The sequence below is a fragment of the Pseudomonas sp. Leaf48 genome (genome assembly GCF_001421885.1).
Classification (GTDB): Bacteria; Pseudomonadota; Gammaproteobacteria; order Pseudomonadales; family Pseudomonadaceae; genus Aquipseudomonas.
This window is the reverse complement of sequence record NZ_LMLH01000023.1, coordinates 72,611-93,989: the sequence shown is the minus strand read 5'-3', so window position 1 is coordinate 93,989 and position 21,379 is coordinate 72,611. Positions and strand designations below refer to the sequence as shown.

Below are 21,379 nucleotides of genomic sequence, written 5' to 3'. Positions count from 1 at the left end.
CGGGTGCTCCTGAAAACCAATAACCGTCGCGCCAGAGTGTAGACGCTGTGGTCATTCGTCTCCCGGTGCCAGCATCAGATTCGGTGCCAGGCGCTGATAACCGTCCTGGGCCAGGCGCATGTCCAGCAGCAGGCTGGACAGGTCCGCCGACAGCGGCTCGGCATCGGCGTCGTTTTCCAGGTAGAGCAACTTCAGATAGCTGTTGCAGCCCGGGCACATCTCGGCGCGCAGCGGCGCCTGATTGGCGGCGTGGCGTTCGTCTTCAAGACTGAGATACTCAAGCCCCTTGCTCTGTTCGCAATACACGCATTTGACCCGCACCACATGCCACTCGCAGGCACACAGGGAACAGGCCAGATAGCGCAAGCCGTTGTGCTTGCCGCGATGTCGGATCACCCCGGCCATGGCCGGTGAGCCGCAGGCCGGGCATTGGCTGAGGCTGTCACCCGGCGTCAATTTCAAGTCCGGCGTACTCAGCAGCCAGTGGCTCCAGGCCGTCTGCAGGGCCGCGCCCAGAAATGGCACCAGCGCCGCTGGCACCATGGAAAACTGACCGCTGACCAGCGCGACTGCCCAGGCACGCCGTTGCCCGGAGTTGGCGGCGCGTATCGTCGCAACGGCGTCGGCCACGGCCGGTTGCTCTGGCACGGCATAATGTTGCAGGAAGGCATCGAGGTACAGCTGCCAGTCGTCCTCCCGCGCCAGGCTGTCTGCGGCAAAGGGTGGCAAGCCGTGTTGCTGGCACAAGTCGATGCGCTGGCGGTCCAGCGGCTCGCTCAAGGGCGGATCGTCGAGCACCCGCTGCTGCGTCCGACAGACGCCGGCGATAAGAAGCAGGTAATCGGCCAACGCATGTCCCTCGGCCAGATGCTCCAGGCGCATCGCACGCAGGCTGAACAGGTTGTGGGGTGGCAGGTAGAGAAACGGCGGCGAACTGGCCGCCGCTTCGATTTGTCCGGGTTCGAGAATGGTTGCCAAAGGCTCAGCCCTTTTTCCTGATCGGTGGTTGCGGCGCCTCGTCGCGAGTCACCTCGCGGTACCAGAGTTCATGGTGCTTCTTCGCCCAGGCGCGGCTGACCCGGCCATGCATCATCGCGCTGACCGAGCCTTTGATCCAGATCCCGGCGTAGATGTGCACAATGATGCAGAGGATCAGCACAAACCCCGCCAACGCATGCAACAGCATCGCCCAGCGAATCGTGGTGATACCAAAGTAGTCGCTGAAATACGCGCGCCAGATCACCAGGCCAGTCAACAGCAAACCCAGCATGCACAGCAGTAAAGTCCAGAACAGCAACTTCTGCCCGGGGTTGTACTTGCCGATGGCGGGCACGCCCTCCTCTTCGTTACGCATCACCCGGTCAATGCGCCTGAGCCACAAGCGGTCATTGGCAATGAAATAGTTGGCGCGCCAAAAACGAAACACCAGGCCGAGGAACAGCACGAACATCACTACACCCATGAACGGATGCAGGATGCGCGTCCAGGGCCCTCCACCGAACAGGTTGCTCAGCCAGAACAGCGCCGGGTGGAACAACGCCAGCCCGGACAAACCGGCCATGAAGAACACAATCGCCACCAGCCAGTGGTTGGTGCGCTGGTTGCTGGTGTAGCGCAGGATGGTTTTACGACTCATGGCCGGTCCTCCCCACGGGGATCGAAGGTGTGCACCGAGGGATCGACCTGATGCACGGAAGTATCCGCAAGGTCAGGTTGTTCATCCTCTTCGACCCGCTGCGGTCCGACCCTCACATAGTGGAAGAACCCGGCCAGCACCGCCGCGCCCATGGCCAGCAGCGCCAGGGGTTTGCTGATGCCTTTCCACAGGCCTACCAAGGGGCTGATGACCGGCGCGCTGGGCAGCCCGGCGTACAACTGCGGCGTGTCGGCGTGGTGCAACACGTACATCACGTGGGTACCGCCAACCCCTTGCGGGTCGTACAGGCCGGCGTGTTCGAAGCCGCGACTCTTGAGGTCGACGATGCGCTCGGCGGCGTGCTCCTTCATGTCGACCTTGGTGCCGAACACGATGGCCCCGGTCGGGCAGGTTTTCACGCAGGCCGGCTCCAGACCTACCGCCACCCGGTCCGAGCACAAAGTGCACTTGTAGGCCTTGTGGTCCTTTTGCGAAATACGCGGAATGTTGAACGGACAACCGGTGATGCAGTAACCACAGCCGATGCAATGATCCTGGTTGAAGTCGACGATGCCGTTGGCGTGCTTGATGATCGCCCCGGGGCTGGGGCACGCCGCCAGGCAACCGGGTTCGGCGCAGTGCATACAGCCGTCCTTGCGGATCAGCCATTCAAGATTGCCGGCGTCGGTTTCGTGCTCGGTAAAGCGCATCAACGTCCAGGTCTCGGCCGTGAGGTCCTGGGGGTTGTCGTAGGTGCCGTGATTGTGCCCGACCTCGTCACGCAGCTCGTTCCATTCCGAACAAGCCACCTGGCAGGCCTTGCAACCTATGCACTTGGTGGTGTCGATCAGCTTGGCGACTTCCTCCAGGTTGCGCACCGAAGGCGGCACGGTGGTGGTGGCCGAACGGGCGATGATGTCTTGGCTGGCCATTTAGACTTTCTCCACGTTGACCAGGAATGACTTGGATTCCGGGGTCTGGGTGTTGCCATCGCCGAGGAACGGCACCAGGGTGTTGGTCAGGTAACCGTGGCGCGTGAGCCCGGTAAAGCCCCAATGCAACGGAATGCCGATCTGGTGCACCACTTGATTGTTGACCTGCAGTGGACGAATCCGCTTGGTCACCACCGCCACTGCTTCGATAAAGCCGCGCTTGCTGCTGACCCGCACCCGGTCACCGGCGGCTATGCCTTTCTCCTTGGCCAGCACTTCGCCGATTTCGACGAATTGCTCCGGCTGGGCGATCGCGTTGAGCTTGCAGTGCTTGCTCCAGAAGTGAAAATGCTCGGTCAGGCGATAGCTGGTGGCGGCGTATGGGTAGTCCTTGGCCACGCCAAGGGTGTCCCACACCGAATCGAAGATCCGCGCCGCCGGGTTGCTGGTGGCCTGCTTGTTTTGCGGGTGCAGCGGATTGATGCCGATGGGCGTCTCGAACGGCTCGTAGTGTTCGGGGAATGGCCCTTCGTTCATCTTGTCGACGGCAAAGAACCGCGCCACGCCTTCAGGGTTCATGATGAACGGATTCATACCCGCTTCCGGTGCCACGTCAGCCTTGAAGTCCGGCACGTCGGTGCCGGTCCAGAGTTTGCCGTTCCACCACACCAGGCGCTTTTTCGCATCCCAGGGTTTGCCTTGCACGTCAGCCGAGGCGCGGTTGTAGAGAATCCGCCGGTTGGCCGGCCAGGCCCAGGCCCAGCCCTGATGCTGGTGCATGCCATAGGGATCATTGTTGTCGCGCCGGGCCATCTGGTTGCCCAGCTCGGTCCAGCTGCCGCAGAAGATCCAGCAACCGGAGGCGGTGCTGCCGTCGTCCTTGAGCTGGCCGAACCCGGCCAGCTGCGCATTGGCCTTGACCGCAACGCCGGTGGCGTCGGTGAAGTCGGTAGTGGCGTAGCCGTTGATCTCCTTGGCCACTTCCTCCGGTGATGGTTCCTCGGGGATTTTGTACTGCCATGACAGTTTCAGCATCGGATCGGGGTATACCCCGCCATCAGCCTGATAGCGCTGACGCAGGCGCAGGAACAGCTCGCTCATGATCCGTATGTCGGTGTGCGCTTCACCCGGACCGTCGGCGCCTTTCCAGTGCCATTGCAGCCAGCGGCTGCTATTGACCAGCGAGCCATCCTCCTCGGCGAAACAGGTGGTGGGCAGCCGAATGACTTCGGTCTGGATGTCGGCGCTCTTAACATCGTTGTAAGGCCCGACATTGCGCCAGAACTCAGAGGTTTCGGTGGCCAGCGGGTCCATCACCACCAGCCATTTCAGTTTTGCCAGCGCCGCCATCACCCGGTTCTTGTCGGGCAACGCGGCGATCGGGTTGAAACCCTGGCACATGTAGCCGTTGACCTTGCCCTGGCCCATCAGGTCGAACACCTTGAGGATGTCGTAGTTGGGAATGTCGAGTTTGGGCAGGTAGTCGTAGGCCCAATTGTTTTCCGCCGTGGCGTTGGCGCCGTACCAGGCCTTCATCAGGCTGACGTGGAACTTGCCGTAGTTCTGCCAATAGGACAACTGCCCCGGGCGCAACGGTTTCTGGGTGCGCTTGATGATGTAGGCGTTGTAATCCTGCTCGGCATCCACCGGCAACGTCAGGTAGCCGGGCAGCGAGTTGGACAACAGGCCGAGGTCGGTCAGGCCCTGGATATTGGAGTGCCCGCGCAAGGCATTGACCCCGCCGCCAGGCATGCCGACGTTGCCCAGCAGCAGTTGCACCATGGCCGCGCTGCGGATGATCTGCGCGCCGATCGAATGCTGGGTCCAGCCCAGGGCGTAGAGGATGGTCATGGTCTTGCCCGGTTGCGAGCAAGTGGCGATCTCCTCCCAGATTTTCTGCATGGCATCGACCGGCATCCCGCAGATCTGGCTGGCCAGGTCGATGTTGTAGCGGCTGTAGTGCTGCTTCATCAGTTGATAGACGCAGCGCGGGTCCTGCAGGGTCGGGTCGACCTTGGCAAAACCGTCTTCCCCGAGCTCATAACCCCAGCCGGATTTATCCGTATATACGCGCTTGGTCGCATCGTAGCCGCTGAAGATTCCGTCCTCGAAGCCATAGCCGGCTTTGACGATGAACGAGACGTCGGTGTAGTTGCGCACGTACTCGTGCTGGATCTTGTCCTCGGTCAGCAGGTAATTGATCAGCCCGCCCATGAAGGCGATGTCGGTACCGGTGCGGATGGGGGCGTAATAGTCGGCCACGGATGCTGTGCGGGTAAACCGCGGGTCGACCACGATCAGCCGCGCCTTGTTGTGCGCCTTGGCTTCGGTCACCCATTTGAAGCCGCACGGATGCGCTTCTGCTGCGTTGCCACCCATCACCAGAACCAGATTCGCGTTGGCGATATCGGTCCAGTGGTTGGTCATGGCACCACGGCCGTACGTCGGGGCAAGACTTGCCACCGTCGGGCCGTGTCAGACACGCGCCTGGTTATCGAACCCCAGCATGCCAAGACTGCGAATGACCTTGTGGGTGATGTAACCCGCTTCGTTGGACGCCGCCGAGGCCGCGAGGAAACCGGTGGTCAGCCAGCGGTTCACCGTCTGGCCTGCCGCGTTCTTCTCGATAAAGTTGGCGTCGCGGTCGGCCTTCATCAGGTTGGCGACACGATCGAGTGCTTCATCCCAGGACATGCGCGTCCATTCGCTGCTGCCGGGCTTGCGCACCTGCGGGTACTGCAGGCGGCCGGGGCTGTGAATGAAGTCGAGCAGGCCGGCGCCTTTTGGGCACAGGGTGCCGCGGTTGACCGGATGGTCGGCGTCACCTTCGATGTGAATGATATTTTGCGCGACATTCTTGGAGGCATCGCCCTGGCTGTACATGATCAAGCCGCAACCGACCGAGCAATAAGGGCAGGTGTTACGGGTTTCATGGGTGTGGGCAAGCTTGAAGTGACGCACCTGTTCGGCAAACGCAGGCGTCGGGGCCATACCCAACGCACCCAGGCTAGAGCCTGCAAGGCCGATACCGGCGACCTTGAAGAATTGACGACGGCTGAGATCCATCGTGCACTCCTGATCAGGTGGAACCCGGTGCATGGCCGGGCCTTTTTGAACAACCACGGTGCCAGCAGCCTGGCTGCCGACATTTGACACTTTAGTCAAGGTATTGGCGCACGGTGTGAAAACCGACCGTCGGCCAGATTTGGTGCACACACAAAACCCTGTGGGGCCGGTTGGGTGGCCCAAATCATCAAGGCGAGCAGGCTCGCCCCCAAAGGGCCATGGGCTTATCATGGCGACCCTGCACAACCCGCCTTTACGAGACCTTCCATGACTTACGATTTTGATCAGGTGTTCGACCGCCACGGCACTGGCAGCACCAAATGGAGCCGCTACCCGGCTGACGTGTTGCCAATGTGGGTGGCCGACATGGATTTCGCCGCGCCGCCGGTAATCATCCAGGCCCTGCAAAAGCGTCTGGAGCACCCGATGGTCGGCTACAGCGTGGCCCAGCAAGACCTGCGCGAGGCTATCGTCGCCGACCTCTGGAACAAATACGCCTGGCGCGTCGAACCCCAGGCACTGATTTTCCTGCCGGGTGTCGAGTCAGGCGTCAACATGGCACTCAAGGCACTGGTGCAGGCGCAACAGAACGTTGTCGTGCAAGTCCCCAACTATCCGCCGCTGCGCCACGCGCCTGGCCATTGGGGGCTGAACAAGGTCGAACTGAATTTTGACACCCGCGCGGACGGCACCTATGCCACGCCGCTCGATACCTTGAGCCAGTCGTTGCAAGGCGGTGGTGCGCTGCTGTTGAGCAACCCGCACAACCCGCTGGGCAAGGCGTTCCCCCGGGAAGAACTGCAAGCGATTGCCGACATCTGCCTGGAGCAGGACGCCTGGATCATTAGCGACGAAATCCACGCCGAGCTGTGTTTCGACGGCCGCCAGCACACTCCGATAGCGACCCTGAGCCCGCAGGTTGCCCAGCGCACCATCACGCTGATGTCGGCGAGCAAGGCGTATAACATCGCCGGCATGAAAACCTCGTTCATGATCATTCAGGACAGCCACCTGCGCGAGCGGGTCAACCAGGCCCGCTGCGGCATGGTCGACAGCGTCAACCCGCTGGGCATGGAGGCCACCCGCGTCGCCTACAGCGAAGCGGCGCCCTGGCTGGCACAGCTCAAGGACTACCTGCAGGGCAACCGCGACTATCTGGTCGATGCCGTGCGCAGCCGTTTGCCGGGCATCAGCATGCACGTGCCGCAAAGTACCTACCTGGCGTGGCTCGATTGCTCGGCACTGGGCCTGGACAACCCGCAGCAGTTCTTCCTCGACGAGGCCCGGGTCGGCCTGAGCGCCGGGCTGGACTTCGGCGATGAGTGCCAACAGTTCGTGCGCCTGAACTTCGGCTGCCCACGGTCGCTGCTCGAAGAAGGCATCGCGCGCATGGAGCGCAGTTTGCGTAACCGGCGGGCCTGATTCATCCTCCTGTGGGAGCGGGCTTGCTCGCGAAGGCGGTGTGCCAGTCACCTCATGCGTGAATTGACACATCGCCTTCGCGAGCAAGCCCGCTCCCACAAGGGCGCTGTGTGTTACCCGGGTTAGCGCACGCTCATCCGAAATCCAACCGAACTCAAGACAAAACGCCAGAGTCCACCGTTTGACTCCTTAACCTTGAGACCGGAGATTGACGATGAACGACTACCCACGCCCCCCCTTCCCCAAGCAGCCACAACCGGTCCCCGGCTCTCAACGTAAAATGGACCCCTACCCCGACTGCGGCGAGCAAAGCTACAAAGGCTCCGGTCGCCTTGCGGGCAAGATTGCCCTGATCACCGGTGGCGACAGCGGCATTGGCCGGTCGGTGGCGATTGCCTATGCCCGTGAAGGCGCCGATGTGGTCATCGCTTACCTCAACGAGCACGAAGACGCCCGGGAGACCGCGCGCTGGGTCGAGCAGGCCGGCCGCCAGTGCCTGCTGCTGTCCGGGGACCTGGCACAGCGGGCGCACTGCCTGGAACTGGTGGAAAAAACCGTCGAACGCTTCGGCCGCATCGACGTACTGGTCAACAACGCCGCCTTCCAGATGACACACGACAATCTCGAAGACATCGCTGATGAAGAATGGGTGATGACTTTCGACGTCAACATCACGGCGATTTTCCGGGTTTGCCAGGCTGCGCTCAAGTACATGAAGCCGGGTAGCTCGATCATCAACAGCAGTTCCGTCAATTCCGACATGCCCAACCCCACCCTGCTGGCCTATGCCACGACCAAGGGCGCCATTGCCAACTTCACCGCCGGGCTTGGGCAAATGCTCGGGCCGAAGAATATCCGGGTCAACAGCGTGGCGCCTGGGCCCATCTGGACGCCACTGATCGTCTCGACCATGCCCGATGAGAGCGTGCAGGATTTCGGCGCCAACACGCCCCTTGGCCGCCCCGGTCAACCGGTCGAGGTCGCGCCGATCTACGTGCTGCTGGCTTCGGATGAAGCCAGCTACATTACCGGCCAGCGATTTGGCGTCACGGGCGGCAAACCGATTTTATGAGTGTGCCGAAAAAAATGAACCCGATGCCGTCTCCAGCGCTCAACACCGTATAGCCACTGTTATGGCGGTTGTTCCAAGCCTGGAGGTCGTCATGTCCGCACCTATCGTCAAGCTGTTCACCCAACCCAACTTCGCGTGGACGGATATTCGCAAGGAAGAGGAAGCCCACCCACGTCACTATCTCCCTCACCTGCTGCTGCTCGCCTTGATTCCGGCCGTGTGCCTGTTTATCGGGACCACCTACGTAGGCTGGAGCCTGGCGGAGAACGAAACGGTTCGACTCAGTACCCAGAGCGCCCTGCAACTGTGCGCCATGCTGTATGTGGCCATTCTGATCGGCATAGCGGTGATGGGCCTGTTCATCCGCTGGATGTCCCGCGCCTTCGAGGCCCGGCCGACGATCAATCAGTGCATAGGCTTTGCCGCGTATACCGCCACGCCTTTTTTCCTCGCCGGCATTGCCGGTCTGTACCCCAGTCGCTGGCTGGCGATTGTGGTGTTGGGGGCGGCTTCGGCCTACTCGACCTTCCTGCTGTTCGTCGGTTTGCCGACCTTCATGCATGAGCGCAAGGAACAAGGCTTGCTCAACTCGGCATGCGTCTGGGGTGTCGGGCTGCTGGTACTGGTGACAATCCTGGTGTCGATGATTCTGTTGTGGTTCAACGTGCTCACCCCTGAGTACCTGCGCGCTACTGTCGGTTAATGGGCTTTATCGCCTGGGTGGCAGTGTTTGGCGCGGTGCTGCTCACCCTGGCACTGACTTCGTCCTACCTGCGCTGGCTGCCGGTGACCACTTCGGCGGTGTGTCTGGTTCTGGGCATGGCCATCGGCCCGGCCGGCTTTGCCTGGTTGAATCTGGCGACCCAGGACATCTCCGGCTGGATGGAACACCTCACGGAAGTGGCCTTGTTGTTCTCGCTGTTCGTTTGTGGCTTGAAGTTGCGCTTGCCGTTGAAGGATCGAAACTGGCGTGTCGCAGTCTGCCTGGCCGGGCCGGTAATGCTCCTGACCATTGGCGGCGTGTGCCTGCTGTTGCACTACGTGATTGGCTTGTCGTGGGGCATTTCAGTGCTGATCGGCTCGATTCTCGCGCCGACCGACCCGGTGCTCGCCTCTCTGGTACAGGTCAACGACGCAGCCGATGTCGACAGCGTCCGGTTCGGCCTGTCCGGCGAAGCCGGCCTGAATGACGGGGTCGCCTTCCCTTTCGTGATCCTCGGCTTGCTGATGGTCCAGCATGACAGCTACCCCGGCTGGCTCGCTGACTGGGCCCTGAGCAATCTGCTATGGGCGATCCCTGCCGGCTTGCTGGTGGGCTACTCGATGGGACGTGGCATTGGCCGGCTGACATTGCTGCTGCGCACCCGCTATGGCGACAGCACCCTTTCCCATAATGACTTCCTGACTCTGGCGTTGATCGCGCTGGCCTATGTGGGCGCCGAAGCCATTCATGGCTTCGGGTTCCTGTCGGTGTTCGCCGCCGGCCTCGGTTTGCGCCAGGAAGAGGTCAAATCCATGGGCAGTCACCAGACACCGGCCGAACATGTGGTGCAAGCGGTCGTCGGCCACCAGAACGTCGAACCACAGCACGCAGTGCATGGTGATACCGATAGCCTGGAGGATAGCCAGGTCGCCGCCGGCATCATGATGGGAGACATGCTCGCCTTCGGCAGCCTGGTGGAACGGGCCATGGAAGTGTTTCTGGTGACGCTGCTCGGGGTGGTGCTCAGTGCCCATTGGGACTGGCGGGCAATACTCCTGGGCGGCGTACTGTTTTGCCTGATTCGCCCCCTCAGCGTCGTGCTCGTACCCTGGGCATCCCTGCTTGATGTACGCCAACGGCTGTTGATCGGCTGGTTTGGTATTCGCGGTATCGGCAGCCTGTACTATCTGTTCTACGCCGTGAACCACGGACTCGATCCGTCCGTGGCGGCGCTGTGCACCAATCTCACCCTGTCCGTGGTCGCGCTGAGCATCCTGGTGCACGGGATCAGCACCCAGCCGATTCTCGCTCGCTATGAACAGCGCAAGTCACTCACTTCATCGCCTGGGCAATGACCTGCACCAGATTGAGTTGGGTAAAGGGTTTGGACAGCCGAGGCAGGTGCGCGGCAAAGCCTTCCAGTCTCTCGGCGTAACCGGTGGCCAGAATGATCGGCACGCCCGGTTTCTGGATGCGGATAGCGTGGGCCAGTTGTGCGCCACTCATATGCGGCATGGCCATGTCCGTGATGATCAGGTCAATATCCGACTCGCTGGCGAACAGTTCAAGGCCCCTCGCACCCGATGTCGCGCTGATGACCCGATGCCCCAGGTCTTCGAGCAGCAGGCAGGTGCTCGTCAATACCAGGCTGTCATCGTCCACCACCAGAACGCACAAGCGTGGCACCTCGGCGATCATCCTCTGGGCCAGCGGCTGGACGACCGCCCCACCCCTGGCCACAGGCAACCACAGTTCCGCCGTCGTGCCCTGACCCTGTTCGCTCTTGAGGATGAAGCGCCCGCCCAGTTGTTCTATAAAACCATGGACCATCGATAGCCCAAGGCCGGTGCCTTTGCCGACACCCTTGGTAGTAAAAAACGGATCCATCGCCAACGCCAGGGTGGCCTGATCCATGCCCTCCCCGGAATCAGCCACCGTCAGACAGACATATCGCCCCAGCGCCAGGGCAGATTGCTGGCTGTCGACAACCTCCTCGGTGTGGGCACTGAAGACGATTTTTCCGCCGTTGGGCATGGCATCACGGGCATTGGTTGCCAGATTAAGGACTGCCAGTTCCAGTTGATTGGAATCGGCCAGAACCGATTCCAGATCGGCTGGAAAACAGGTCTCGATCTTCACCGAGGGCCCCAGGGAGCTGCGCAACAACCCGGAGATTCCGGTGACCAGGGCCGGAATAGCCACCGGCTCGGACTTCAGCTCTTGACGTCGGGCAAAGGCCAGCATGCGCTGGGTCAGGGAAACACCGCGCAAGGCTCCCTGGGTCGCGTTGTCGATCAAGCGGATGACTTTCGGATCGTCCGCAACCCGTTTGCGGACGATTTCCAGATTGCCGAGGATCACCGTCAGCAAATTATTGAAGTCGTGGGCAATGCCGCCGCTGAGCTGGCCGATAGCCTGCATTTTTTGCGCCTGGAACAGGGCTTCGCGGGTTTGCTCCAGTGCCTGCTGGGCCTGGGTGACCTCGGTAATGTCGCGGGTGATCTTGGCAAAACCGAGCAGAGTACCGGTGTCGCCCCAGATCGGATCGACAACCACATGGGCGAGGAAGCGCGTACCGTCCTTGCGTACCCGCCAGCCTTTGTTTTCGAAGCGGCCTTCGGTGCGGGCAATTTCCAGTGTCCGCTGCGGTTCGCCGGCTTCGCGGTCTTCGGGTGTGTAGAACAAAGAGAAGTGCTGGCCGATGACTTCCTCGGGCAAATAGCCCTTGATGCGCTGTGCGCCAGGATTCCAGTTGGTCAGGCGTCCATCGGGGGCGAGCATATAGATCGCATAGTCCGTCACGCTTTGCACCAGCAGGCGGAATTGCTGTTCGCTTTGCTTGAGGACCTCCTCGGCCATCTTGCGGTCGGTCAGGTCACGGGTGATCTTGGCGAACCCCAGCAGGGTGCCGGCTGAATCGCGAATCGGATCGATTACCACGTGGCACCAGAAATGCGTGCCGTCCTTGCGCACCCGCCAGCCTTCGCCTTCGAAACGCCCCTCGTGAATGGCCGTGTCCAGCGCCCGTTGCGGCAAGCCGGCACGGCGATCGGCATCGGTGTAGAACCGGGAAAAATGCTGACCGAGAATCTCGGCTTCTTCGTAGCCCTTGAAGCGCTTGGCGCCGGTGTTCCAGCTGGTAATGATGCCATCGGGGTCAATCATGTAGATCGCGTAGTCAATCACCGCATCAATCAGCAGCCGGAAACGACTGTTGTCGATGGCGCTGGTTTTGCTTCGATCTTCGCTCATTGAACACACCGAATTATTATTTCAATGGAGTATGCGACAAACCGCCAATTTGAAAAGGCACAAAAAATCGCGCTGAGCGCCAGATCACGAAGAGGCGTTTAGAACCAGCGGTGCAATGGCCCACCAGCGAGGCAGTAACTGTTTGACCTTGCTCTCGCCAAAACGGTCATCAATCAACATCACTACACCCCGATCCTGCTGGGTGCGAATCACCCGTCCGGCGGCCTGCACCACTTTTTGCACCCCAGGGTACAGGTAGGTGTAGTCGTAACCGGCGCCAAAGATGGCCGACATGCGTCGTTTCAGCTGTTCATTGACCGGGTTGAGTTGCGCCAGCCCCAGGGTGGCGATGAATGCGCCAATCAGACGCGCCCCGGGCAAATCGATGCCTTCACCAAAGGCACCACCCAATACTGCGAAACCGATACCGCGACTGTCGGCGCGAAATTGCTCGAGAAAGGCCTGGCGCTGCTGCTCGCCCATGCCTCGGGACTGCGACCACAGGTTGATGTGCGGATGCTTTTGCGCCAGCAACTGCGCCACCTGCTGCAAATAATCGAAGCTGCTGAAAAAGGCCAGGTAGTTGCCCGGACGCTCGCTGAACTGGTTGGCGATCAGGTCCACAATCGGCTCCAGGGATGCCTGCCGATGGACGTACCGCGTGGAAATTCGGCTGACGATGTGTACTTGCAGCTGGTCGGCGTGGAACGGCGATTCAACGTCAATGCACACCGTGTCAGCCGGTGTTCCCAACAAGTCGGCGTAGTAGTGCCGGGGGCTCAAGGTTGCGGAAAACAGGACAGTGCTGCGTGCAGCGGTCAGGCGTGGGCGAATGAAACCGGCAGGCACCACATTGCGCAGGCACAGCTGGGACAGGCTGCGTTTGCGCTCGAGGTCGCGCTTGCTGATGTCGAACAGATACTGCTCATCGAAGAGTTCCGCCACCCGACAAAACTGCAACAGGTCGAAGTAAAAGCTCTGCAATGCGCTGTCCAGCCCCTGGGGGTGATCATTGAGGTAATCGCCGATGCTCGCGCTGCAGGACGACAGCGCCTGCAACAGCTTTTGCGGCGCACGGTCGTAAGCCTGATAGGCACCCGTTTGCAGGTTGTGCAGGGCATTCCATTCGCGGTTGACTCGCTGTAGCGGCTTTTTCAGTACCTCGGGAGCGGTTTTACGCAAACCGCCGAGCGCCGCTTGATCGAGGGAGGCGCTGTACATCTGGCGGCCACGCTCCACCAGGTTGTGGGCTTCGTCGACCAGTACCGCGACTTTCCAGTTATTGGCCTGGGCCAGGCCGAACAGCAACGCGCTGAAATCGAAGTAGTAGTTGTAGTCGGCAACCACGACGTCCGCCCACCGTGCCATTTCCTGGCTCAGGTAATACGGGCATATTTCATGGCCCAGGGCGACCTCGCGCAAGGCGCTCTGGTCCAGCAGGCTCAGTTGGCTGGCGGCCTGACGCGCAGCGGGCAGGCGATCATAAAACCCCCGGGCCAACGGGCAGGACTCCCCATGACAGGCCTTGTCCGGATGTTCGCAGGCCTTGTCCCGGGCGACCATCTCCAGCACCCGCAGCGGCGGCGCATCGGTGCTTTGAAGCAGCACTTGGGCGGCGTCCAGGGCCAGTTTGCGCCCCGGGGTTTTCGCCGTGAGGAAGAACACCTTGTCCAGCTGCTGCGCCTGCATGGCCTTGAGCATCGGGAACAGCGTGCCCAGGGTCTTGCCGATACCGGTCGGTGCCTGGGCCATCAGGCAGCGTCCGGTGCTGACGGCCTTGAACACCGATTCGGCCAGATGGCGCTGCCCCGGTCGAAAGTCGGCATGGGGAAACGCCAGGCGCTGGGTCGCCATGTTGCGTCGTTGCCGGTGGGCCATTTCCAGCTCGGCCCAGTGCAGGAAGCGTGCGCAGTGCAGCTCGAAGAACGCTTGCAGTTCGCTGGCGCTGCAAGCCTCGACCAGACAGGTTTCCTTTTCACTGACGATATCGAAGTACACCAGTGCCACGTTGATTTGCGGCAGATTCAGTCTATGGCACATCAACCAGCCATAGATCTTCGCCTGTGCCCAATGCAACGCACGGTGGTTGGCCGGTAGTTTGCTCAGGTCGCCGCGATAGGTCTTGACCTCCTCCAGGCAGTTTTGCCCGGGATCGTAGCCGTCCGCCCTGCCCTTGACTGTCAATGCCTGGTAGACGCCTTCAAGTGCCACTTCGCTCTGATAACCCTCGCTGCGTCGCGACGCCACGGTGCGGTGCCCGACAATGCCCTCAAGCGCCGTCGGCGACGGCGTGAAACGCAGATCCAGATCACCGCTCTTGGCGGTGAACTCACTCAACGCCCGTACCGCAATGCTGTAGCTCAAGCGCTCTGCTCCACCCACTGCACATAACAAACGGCAATTGGCATGCGGTGTTCGTGGCAGAACTCGAGCCAGCGAAGCTGGTTGTCCTGCAGGCGATCGCCCGGGCCCTTGACCTCGATCATGCGGTAGGTCTTTTGCTGCGGCCAGAACTGGATCAGGTCGGGCATGCCGGCGCGATTGGCCTTGATGTCCAGCAACAGACGATTGAACCAGTGCTTGAGATGCTCCGCCGGAAGGCAATCCAGTGCCTGGTCGAGCAGTTCCTCGCTGAGTACGCCCCAGAACACGAACGGCGACTGCACGCCCCACTTGCTGGCATAACGCTCACGGATCGTCTGCACATAGCGCCCGTCGTCGAGCTCGGCCAGGCACTTCTGGAAAAGCTCGGCCCGGCGATCATGGAAATCTTCGCTGAGCAGATCCACCGGACCGCGCTGGAACGGGTGGAAGAATGCCCCCGGCAATGGCGCGAAAATCGCCGGCCAGCAGAGCAGCCCGAACAGCGAGTTGATCAGGCTGTTCTCGACGTAGTGCACCGGCGCTGTCTGTTCCGACAAATGCGCCTGGACGTAATACTCCACCGACAAGGCCGGGTCGGTTCTGGGCAGTTGCAGGTCCAGGCGTTGCATTTGCCGGGCAGAGGCACGTTTGATCGGCGGGCCACCGAGTTTGCGCCGCAATCTGGGCATCACCCGCAGCAGTTGCTGTTGTTCGGCGGCGCTTTGCGGGGCCAGTTCGGCCTGACTGGCGAGGTCCATGGCCTGTTGGTACTCGGCGCAGCGTTCCAGCACACGGATCAGGCGCAGGCGCGCACCGGGATAAGCACAATCGCGGTACAGGCCCAAGGCTGTGGAGAAATCCGCGATGCGCTCGCAATGCTGCGCGATCTGGAACAGCAACTTGTCCCGGCGTCTATGCAGCCAGGGATTGCCCAGAACCAGATCCCTGATTCGCTCGATAACGCTTTGCAGTGCTTCGCCGGCTTCGAACTGTTGCTGGCATTCATGCAGGAAAAGGCAGGCGTCCACGTCCTCGCGGCTGCGCAGCCCACGGGAGTCGGCGCAGAATTCGACTTTTTCGTAGGTATGGATGCCCAGGTCGGCCAGCACGAATTCTGACCAGTCCTGATAAAGGTTGCCGAAAAACATCAAGCGCAGGCGATCGCACAGGCCCATGATGGTCAGACTGAACAAGCGCTCATCCAGTGACGGACACCAGTCGTTGAAACTGTTCATTTGCGGGAAATGCATGCTCAGCGCCGCCAGCCATTGGCTCTTCTTGCCCTTCGGCTGATCGATGACTGAAGCAAAGCACTGGAGGATTTCTGCCTTGAGCAACACCTCGAACAATGTCTCGACCGGCACCGGCATGCGTTCATCGACCCAACCCAGTTCAAGCAAAGGGCCGACAGCGGCCTGGACGTCACCGATCTCGGTGTAGACCAGCTTGCTCGCGCGAAAGTGAATGCCCTTGCGCATCACCATCCTGACCAGCAACGCCCTCGATTCACGGGGCAAGACCTTGAAGGTGGCAATGAAGCGTTGCTCATCGACGCTCAGTACATCGGCATAGCGAAGCTCAAGCCACTCAAGCACTTGCATGAAGTTGTTCAAGTAATAGAACGGGTCATCGAGGGGGTTTGCGGTCACGGGAAAATGCGCCATGGCGATCGAGTACTGGTTATGCGTACAGATAACAGTTACGCCCCGCCCGGCGCAAACGGAAAAAGATAAGTGGCGGATAACTCCGCTATATTTTCAAGGTAGTAGAACTTTTTATCGATCCAAGGCACCAACCGCGGTAGCGGCGTGGTTGTTCAGATAATCGCGCTGTTTTTTTAGCGATGAGAGGTAGTTATGAACATCAAGACCCTGGGTTGGCCCCTGGCATTAACTGCCTTGCTGGTCTTGGCCGGATGCGCGACGCCAACGGTTGTCACCCTGCAAAACGGCACCCAGTATCTGACCAAGGACATGCCGGACACCAGGACTGAAGACGGCTTCTTCGAGTTCGAGGATATTTCCGGTGCCAAAGTGAGGGTGCGGTCTGACGAAGTAGCGACGATTCGCGTCGAAGACTGAGGGTCGGCAATCCCAACTGCTCCTTTTCCTCTTGGTGAGGCAGTTTCCGGGCACTGCCTTACACTGCGATAGACCTCATGGGATGGATCGCGCTTCCACGCAGGCATCACGTCATGATTCAGGTGAAACCGAAATGAATAGGGTCACGCGACTTCTGGTCTCTCTGGCCGCCGCCAGTGCGTGTGCGGCAACGAGCCTGTGTGCGGTTGCCGCGAAGCCTGCGCCGGTGTTCAAAACCAGCTTCGATTGCACCGGCACCCGGGCATCTGTCGAAAAGCTGATCTGCCGCGACTCGCAACTGGCGCAGATGGATCTGGAGTTGCAGCGACTCTATCTGCTGGCGCTGACGGATGACCATTCGCAGCCGCCCCCACGTAAAGTCGAGACCGATCAACTGTTCTGGATCGATGCCCGCAATCAGTGTGGCTCCGGGCCCGAGCCCAAGGTGTGCACGCTCCAGCGTTATGCCGAGCGCGCCTACCAGTTGCGCAAGGGTTCGGCCATTGCCAGGACCCGGGATCCAAGCCGACTCACCGATGGCCCCGCAGCCTTTCGCTGCGCAGGCCTCAACTCACCGATTGAGGCAACTTACTTTCATGTGCAACCGGGTATCGTGTTCCTGAAGTGGGCAAACACCTCAGCCTCACTCAGCCAGGTGCCGACCGGCTCAGGAAACCTGTATACGAGCAAGGATGCCCGAGCGAACTACCGCTTCTGGCAAGACGGCAACGATGCGACTTTCCAGATGCCAGGCTCAGGGCAGTTGAGCTGTACAGGCGAGCCGGCCATCTGACTGGCCCGGTTGATGGCAACGGGACGTTCTGTCCCGCTGACCTGAGCCGTGTTCTCAACTGCCGGTACGAATCTTGTTCCAGACCCGGGTACGAACCCGGTCGATGTTCAACGGCATGGCTTCCAGGGCGAACAACTTACCCATCATTTCCGGGCTCGGATAGACTTTGGTATCGTTCTTGATCGCCGGTTCGATCAGGCTGTCGGCCTGTTCGTTGCCATTGGCGTAATGCACGTAGTTGCTGACGCCGGCCATGACGTCCGGGCGCAACAGGTAATCCATGAAAGCATAACCGGCCTTTTCATCCGGAGCGTCGACGGGCATCGCGACCATGTCGAACCAGATCGCCGCGCCTTCCCTCGGGATTGAATAACCGATGTCGATGCCGTTGTTAGCTTCTTTGGCACGGTTTTCCGCTTGCAGGATGTCGCCAGAGAAACCGACTGCTACGCAGATGTCCCCGTTAGCCAGGTCACTGGTGTATTTGGACGAATGGAAATAGCTGACATACGGCCGCACTTTCAGCAGTAGAGCTTCGGCCTTTTTATAATCTTCCGGGTTTTTGCTGTGATGGGGCAGGCCCAGGTAATTCAGCGCAGCCGGGAGCAATTCCGGGCCGTTGTCGAGGATGGCTACCCCGCACTTCTGCAGCTTCTGCATATTCTCGGGCTTGAAGATCAGGTCCCAGGAATCCACTGGCGCGTTATCCCCCAACACCGCCTTGACCTTGGCAATGTTGTAGCCGATGCCGGTGCTGCCCCACAGGTACGGGAAGCCATGCTCGTTACCCGGATCGTTGCTCTGCAAGGCCTTGAGTAGCACCGGGTTGAGGTTCTTCCAGTTCGGTAACTGGCTCTTGTCGAGTTTCTTCAGGGCCCCGCCTTCGATCTGCCGTGCCATGAAGTGATTGGACGGGAACACCACGTCGTATCCGGATTTGCCGGTCATCAACTTGCCGTCGAGGGTCTCGTTGCTGTCATAGACGTCGTAGGTGAACGCGATGCCAGTTTCCTTCTGGAAGTTTTTCGTGGTGTCCGGGGCGATGTAGTCCGACCAGTTATAGATCTTGACGGTGTCCGCCGCCTGGCTGAATGACGCAACGAGCATCAACGGGGCAAGGGTCAGTGTCTTTCGCAGCATGGGTCGATTCCTGTAGGGGTGTTGTTTTTATTGGCGAGCTGGCAGGCAATCAAGGGATCAAAAAATCAAGACGTAGGTCTTGCGCACGGTTTCCTGGATATCCCAGATGCCGAGGCTGTTGGCCGGCAACATCAATGCGTCACCGGCTTCGATGTGCAGGGTTTCGCCGTCGTCCGGGGTGAAGGTGCAGCGGCCCTGGATGAAGTGACAGAACTCCTGGGCGACGATCTGCCGCCGCCAGCGCCCCGGGGTGCATTCCCAGACACCGGTTTCTACGCCATCGCTGCGTTCGACGCTGGTGGTCGAGGCCACTGCGACCAGTGTGCCCAATGGCACGGCGACCGGGTTGGACTCTTCAAGCTGGAGGGTTGCGGTGTTCTTGAATTGAGTGATGCTCATGGGAGTACCTTGTCGATGAAGCCTGTAGATGAAGTGCACGCCGTTCAGTGCATGAAACCTTCCATGAACCCCGCGACCCCGCTGGCGAGCTTGCGTCGCCAGGGCGCAGTGGACGGGTTGGCCAGGGTCTGGTCTTCATGGACGAAGCTGCGGATGATTGCGTTGTAGCCGAGCCAGCGGATGGGCTCTGGCTCCCAGGCCCTGAGTGCGTCGAGGCCGCGTTGGGGCATGACCCATGGCTGGCGAACCAGCTCGGTGTCTTGCTCGAGGATCAGGTCCGCCAGGGTTCTTCCACCCAGGTTGCTGGCGCCGACACCCTCCCCGCCGTATCCGCCGGACAAGGCGATACCACTGGCCCGGTCGCACAGCATGTGTGGTCTGAAGCGCCGGGACATGCCCAGATTGCCGCCCCAGGAGTGGGTGATCTGCACGTTCTTCAGTTGCGGGAACAATTCGCCGAACAGGTAGCGCCGCAACTCTACTTCGCTGCGGGTCAAGTCAAAGTCGTGACGCAGTTTGCCGGCGAAGCGGTAACCGCCCCGGGCCCCGAAAATCAAGCGGTTGTCTGCAGTCCGCTGACCATAGGTGACCTGGCGGCTGGCTTCGCTGAACGCCTGGCCATGGCTCAGGCCGATTTCGTCCCAGGTGGCAGCGGACAGCGGCTCGGTCGCGACGATCAGGCTCTGCACCGGCAACTGATAACGCCCCAATGGCGGCAACGTCACCGAGTACCCTTCTACCGCCGGCACCACCCAGCGGCTGCGCACCGAGGCTTTCGACGTGCGCAGGCTGCCCGACTGCCAATGGGTGACCGGGCTGTTTTCGTAGATTTTCACGCCCATGCGCTCCACCGTACGTGCCAGGCCCCTGACCAGTCTGGCCGGGTGAATGGTCGCAACGTGAGGCGCATAGATGCCGCCATAGGGCTTGGCGACTCTGATCTGTTGGGCCAATTGCTGCGCAGTTAACCAGTGGTAGTCGTGCTCGGTCAGGCCCTGGCGGTAGAGGTCATCCAGATACTGGCGCAGACTGCTTTCCTGTTCCGGATAGCGAGCAGCGCAATATAACACTCCGCCCTTGCGGTAATCGCAGTCGATACCTTCACGTTCGATGACGATCTCCACCTCATCCGGAATGCTGTGCAGAAGATCATAGGAGGCCCGACGGTCCTCGGTAGACAAGCCGGCAAGCAAGCGATCTTCGCCGAGCAGGTTGCCCATCAACCAGCCGCCATTGCGCCCCGACGCACCAAATCCGGCGGTTTGCGCTTCGACAATGGCGATGCTCAGGCCGGGGGCCTGGCGCTTGAGGTAATAGGCAGTCCAGAGTCCGGTATATCCCGCGCCGATGATGGCGACGTCGACATCCAGATCCTGTTCCAGGGACGGACGCGCCAACAGGGGCTCTTCGAGCTGGTCCATCCATAAACTGATAGTGCGCCACGCCGTCATGCAAGACTCCGCCACTCAAACTTCGATGGCGTCGATCCTAGTGTGTGGGCTCAGCGACTGTCTTGCGCGCGTGCACGCAAAGAAATTTGTTTAACGTACGCCTTGGGCGACTGGCCCGTGTGCTGACGGAAACAGCTGTAGAACGCCGACAGCGAATTGAACCCGGCGGCGAAGGCCAGCTCGTCAATGCGCAGTGGCGGCGTGGCGGTGTCCAGTGCCGCCAGCAAATGCTGCAGGCGCGCCTGGTTGACGTAGCGGTAGAAGCTTTGACCGAGCACCTGATTAAGCAGGTAGGAAATCTGATTGCGGCTGTATCCGCACTCTTTCGCCACCCGTTGCAGATCGAGCTCCGGGTCCAGATACGGCTGCTGGCCCTGGAAGTACTGCTGCAAGTCATCGGCCATGAAACTCAGTTGACGTGGCGACAGCCCCAGGCGGCTGACTGCCGGGCGCTGGTTGCCGGACGCCTTGCTCGGCGGCCGCTCGTGCACCAGAGAGGCGTATTCATTGACCCGCCAGATCAACCCGTCCTTGACGGTAATCGCCTCACTGGCACGGAACGACACCAGCCCTTCACCGCCGTTCAGGGTGATGCGGTACTGGATGAATGCGGTGCTGCCGTCCAGACGGATCCGGTCGGTGTGTTCCAGCGCCTCGTCGGGGTCACGCGGCATGCTGCTTTGCACGTACTCGCGCAGATCGGCCAGGCCCATCACCCGATTCTGGAAAAAATCGTTGTACTGGACATCCGGGTGATACAGCGCCATGACCCCATCCAGATCCCGGTGTTTCCAGCGCAAGTGATAGCGCATGACCGCCTCGCCGGTAGCCTCGGTTTGCAGCGGGCCATCATCATCGGCGTGCATAAAGTTCTCGTCGCGAAAAAGCCGAGCTTGCCCAACTTCTGCAAGCGCTTCAACGACTAAGCCGACGCCGGCATTTTGCCATCCACCCTGCAACCTGTGATCTGAATCAAAAAGATTCGCATCAATCGCCAAACGGCCTGAAAAATCCGCTTACTTTTCACACACCGATGCTACTTTAAGAGACTGTCACCGGTCGAACCAA

General features: G+C 60.6%; 17 protein-coding genes. 6 read left to right on the top strand and 11 right to left on the bottom strand.

Annotated features, from left to right (window positions below; all coding sequences use genetic code 11):
• Positions 1 to 51: 51 nt before the first annotated feature.
• From fdhE to fdnG, 4 genes are read right to left on the bottom strand one after another with little or no spacing between them, the layout of a single operon-like run.
• Positions 52 to 978 carry a formate dehydrogenase accessory protein FdhE gene (fdhE, locus tag ASE98_RS14705; protein ID WP_060542062.1) on the bottom strand — a complete coding sequence of 309 codons (927 nt, stop codon included), beginning with the start codon at positions 976 to 978 and terminating at the stop codon, positions 52 to 54.
• A 4-nt stretch (positions 979 to 982) separates the two neighbouring features.
• Positions 983 to 1,636 carry a formate dehydrogenase subunit gamma gene (locus ASE98_RS14700; protein WP_060542061.1) on the bottom strand — a complete coding sequence of 218 codons (654 nt, stop codon included), beginning with the start codon at positions 1,634 to 1,636 and terminating at the stop codon, positions 983 to 985.
• The gene (gene fdxH, locus ASE98_RS14695; protein ID WP_060542060.1) at positions 1,633 to 2,568 is read right to left on the bottom strand and encodes a formate dehydrogenase subunit beta; all 936 of its coding nucleotides are present in this window, start codon (positions 2,566 to 2,568) and stop codon (positions 1,633 to 1,635) included. The genes ASE98_RS14700 and fdxH overlap by 4 nt, the downstream gene beginning before the upstream one ends.
• A complete protein-coding gene (gene fdnG / locus ASE98_RS14690) occupies positions 2,569 to 5,634 on the bottom strand; it encodes a formate dehydrogenase-N subunit alpha (protein WP_156465509.1) in 3,066 nt (1,021 codons plus the stop codon). It abuts the gene before it with no gap.
• Between the two features lie 267 nt (positions 5,635 to 5,901).
• Here fdnG and ASE98_RS14680 point away from each other — a divergent pair, with 267 nt between their 5' ends.
• From ASE98_RS14680 to ASE98_RS14665, 4 genes are all read left to right on the top strand, one after another.
• Positions 5,902 to 7,056, top strand: a complete 1,155-nt coding sequence (locus ASE98_RS14680) for a MalY/PatB family protein (protein WP_060542057.1) — start codon at positions 5,902 to 5,904, stop codon at positions 7,054 to 7,056.
• A 214-nt stretch (positions 7,057 to 7,270) separates the two neighbouring features.
• Positions 7,271 to 8,128 (top strand): glucose 1-dehydrogenase, encoded by an 858-nt coding sequence (locus tag ASE98_RS14675; RefSeq protein ID WP_060542056.1) that lies wholly within the window; start codon positions 7,271 to 7,273, stop codon positions 8,126 to 8,128.
• Between the two features lie 91 nt (positions 8,129 to 8,219).
• Entirely contained in the window at positions 8,220 to 8,831 is a 612-nt protein-coding gene (locus tag ASE98_RS14670; protein WP_060542055.1) for a Yip1 family protein, read from the top strand.
• Complete coding sequence (locus ASE98_RS14665) at positions 8,831 to 10,186, top strand: cation:proton antiporter (protein ID WP_060542054.1); 1,356 nt, start codon at positions 8,831 to 8,833, stop codon at positions 10,184 to 10,186. The genes ASE98_RS14670 and ASE98_RS14665 overlap by 1 nt, the downstream gene beginning before the upstream one ends.
• On the opposite strand, the gene ASE98_RS14660 is transcribed toward ASE98_RS14665, so the two are convergent.
• From ASE98_RS14660 to ASE98_RS14650, 3 genes are all read right to left on the bottom strand, one after another.
• Entirely contained in the window at positions 10,164 to 12,083 is a 1,920-nt protein-coding gene (locus tag ASE98_RS14660) for a hybrid sensor histidine kinase/response regulator (RefSeq protein WP_060542053.1), read from the bottom strand. The two genes, ASE98_RS14665 and ASE98_RS14660, sit on opposite strands and share 23 nt — an antisense overlap.
• 84 nt (positions 12,084 to 12,167) lie before the next feature.
• Positions 12,168 to 14,447 (bottom strand): ATP-dependent DNA helicase, encoded by a 2,280-nt coding sequence (locus tag ASE98_RS14655; RefSeq protein WP_060542052.1) that lies wholly within the window; start codon positions 14,445 to 14,447, stop codon positions 12,168 to 12,170.
• Positions 14,444 to 16,111 (bottom strand): VRR-NUC domain-containing protein, encoded by a 1,668-nt coding sequence (locus ASE98_RS14650; RefSeq protein ID WP_060542051.1) that lies wholly within the window; start codon positions 16,109 to 16,111, stop codon positions 14,444 to 14,446. The genes ASE98_RS14655 and ASE98_RS14650 overlap by 4 nt, the downstream gene beginning before the upstream one ends.
• Before the next feature lie 192 nt (positions 16,112 to 16,303).
• On the opposite strand from ASE98_RS14650, the gene ASE98_RS14645 reads away from it, so the two are divergent.
• Together ASE98_RS14645 and ASE98_RS14640 are read left to right on the top strand one after the other, a co-directional pair.
• Positions 16,304 to 16,528, top strand: coding sequence for a YgdI/YgdR family lipoprotein (locus ASE98_RS14645; RefSeq protein ID WP_060542050.1), 225 nt, complete (start codon positions 16,304 to 16,306; stop codon positions 16,526 to 16,528).
• Between the two features lie 133 nt (positions 16,529 to 16,661).
• Positions 16,662 to 17,321, top strand: a complete 660-nt coding sequence (locus tag ASE98_RS14640) for an MliC family protein (protein WP_060542049.1) — start codon at positions 16,662 to 16,664, stop codon at positions 17,319 to 17,321.
• A 54-nt stretch (positions 17,322 to 17,375) separates the two neighbouring features.
• Here the strand turns inward: ASE98_RS14640 and ASE98_RS14635 are convergent, their stop codons facing one another.
• From ASE98_RS14635 to ASE98_RS14620, 4 genes are read right to left on the bottom strand one after another with little or no spacing between them, the layout of a single operon-like run.
• Positions 17,376 to 18,461: a polyamine ABC transporter substrate-binding protein gene (locus tag ASE98_RS14635; RefSeq protein ID WP_060542048.1), complete on the bottom strand. Its 1,086-nt coding sequence runs from the start codon at positions 18,459 to 18,461 to the stop codon at positions 17,376 to 17,378.
• A gap of 57 nt (positions 18,462 to 18,518) precedes the next feature.
• Entirely contained in the window at positions 18,519 to 18,860 is a 342-nt protein-coding gene (locus ASE98_RS14630; protein ID WP_060542047.1) for a cupin domain-containing protein, read from the bottom strand.
• 44 nt (positions 18,861 to 18,904) lie between these two features.
• Complete coding sequence (locus tag ASE98_RS14625) at positions 18,905 to 20,311, bottom strand: NAD(P)/FAD-dependent oxidoreductase (protein ID WP_060542046.1); 1,407 nt, start codon at positions 20,309 to 20,311, stop codon at positions 18,905 to 18,907.
• A 50-nt stretch (positions 20,312 to 20,361) separates the two neighbouring features.
• Entirely contained in the window at positions 20,362 to 21,177 is an 816-nt protein-coding gene (locus ASE98_RS14620) for a helix-turn-helix transcriptional regulator (protein ID WP_060542045.1), read from the bottom strand.
• Positions 21,178 to 21,379: the final 202 nt, after the last annotated feature.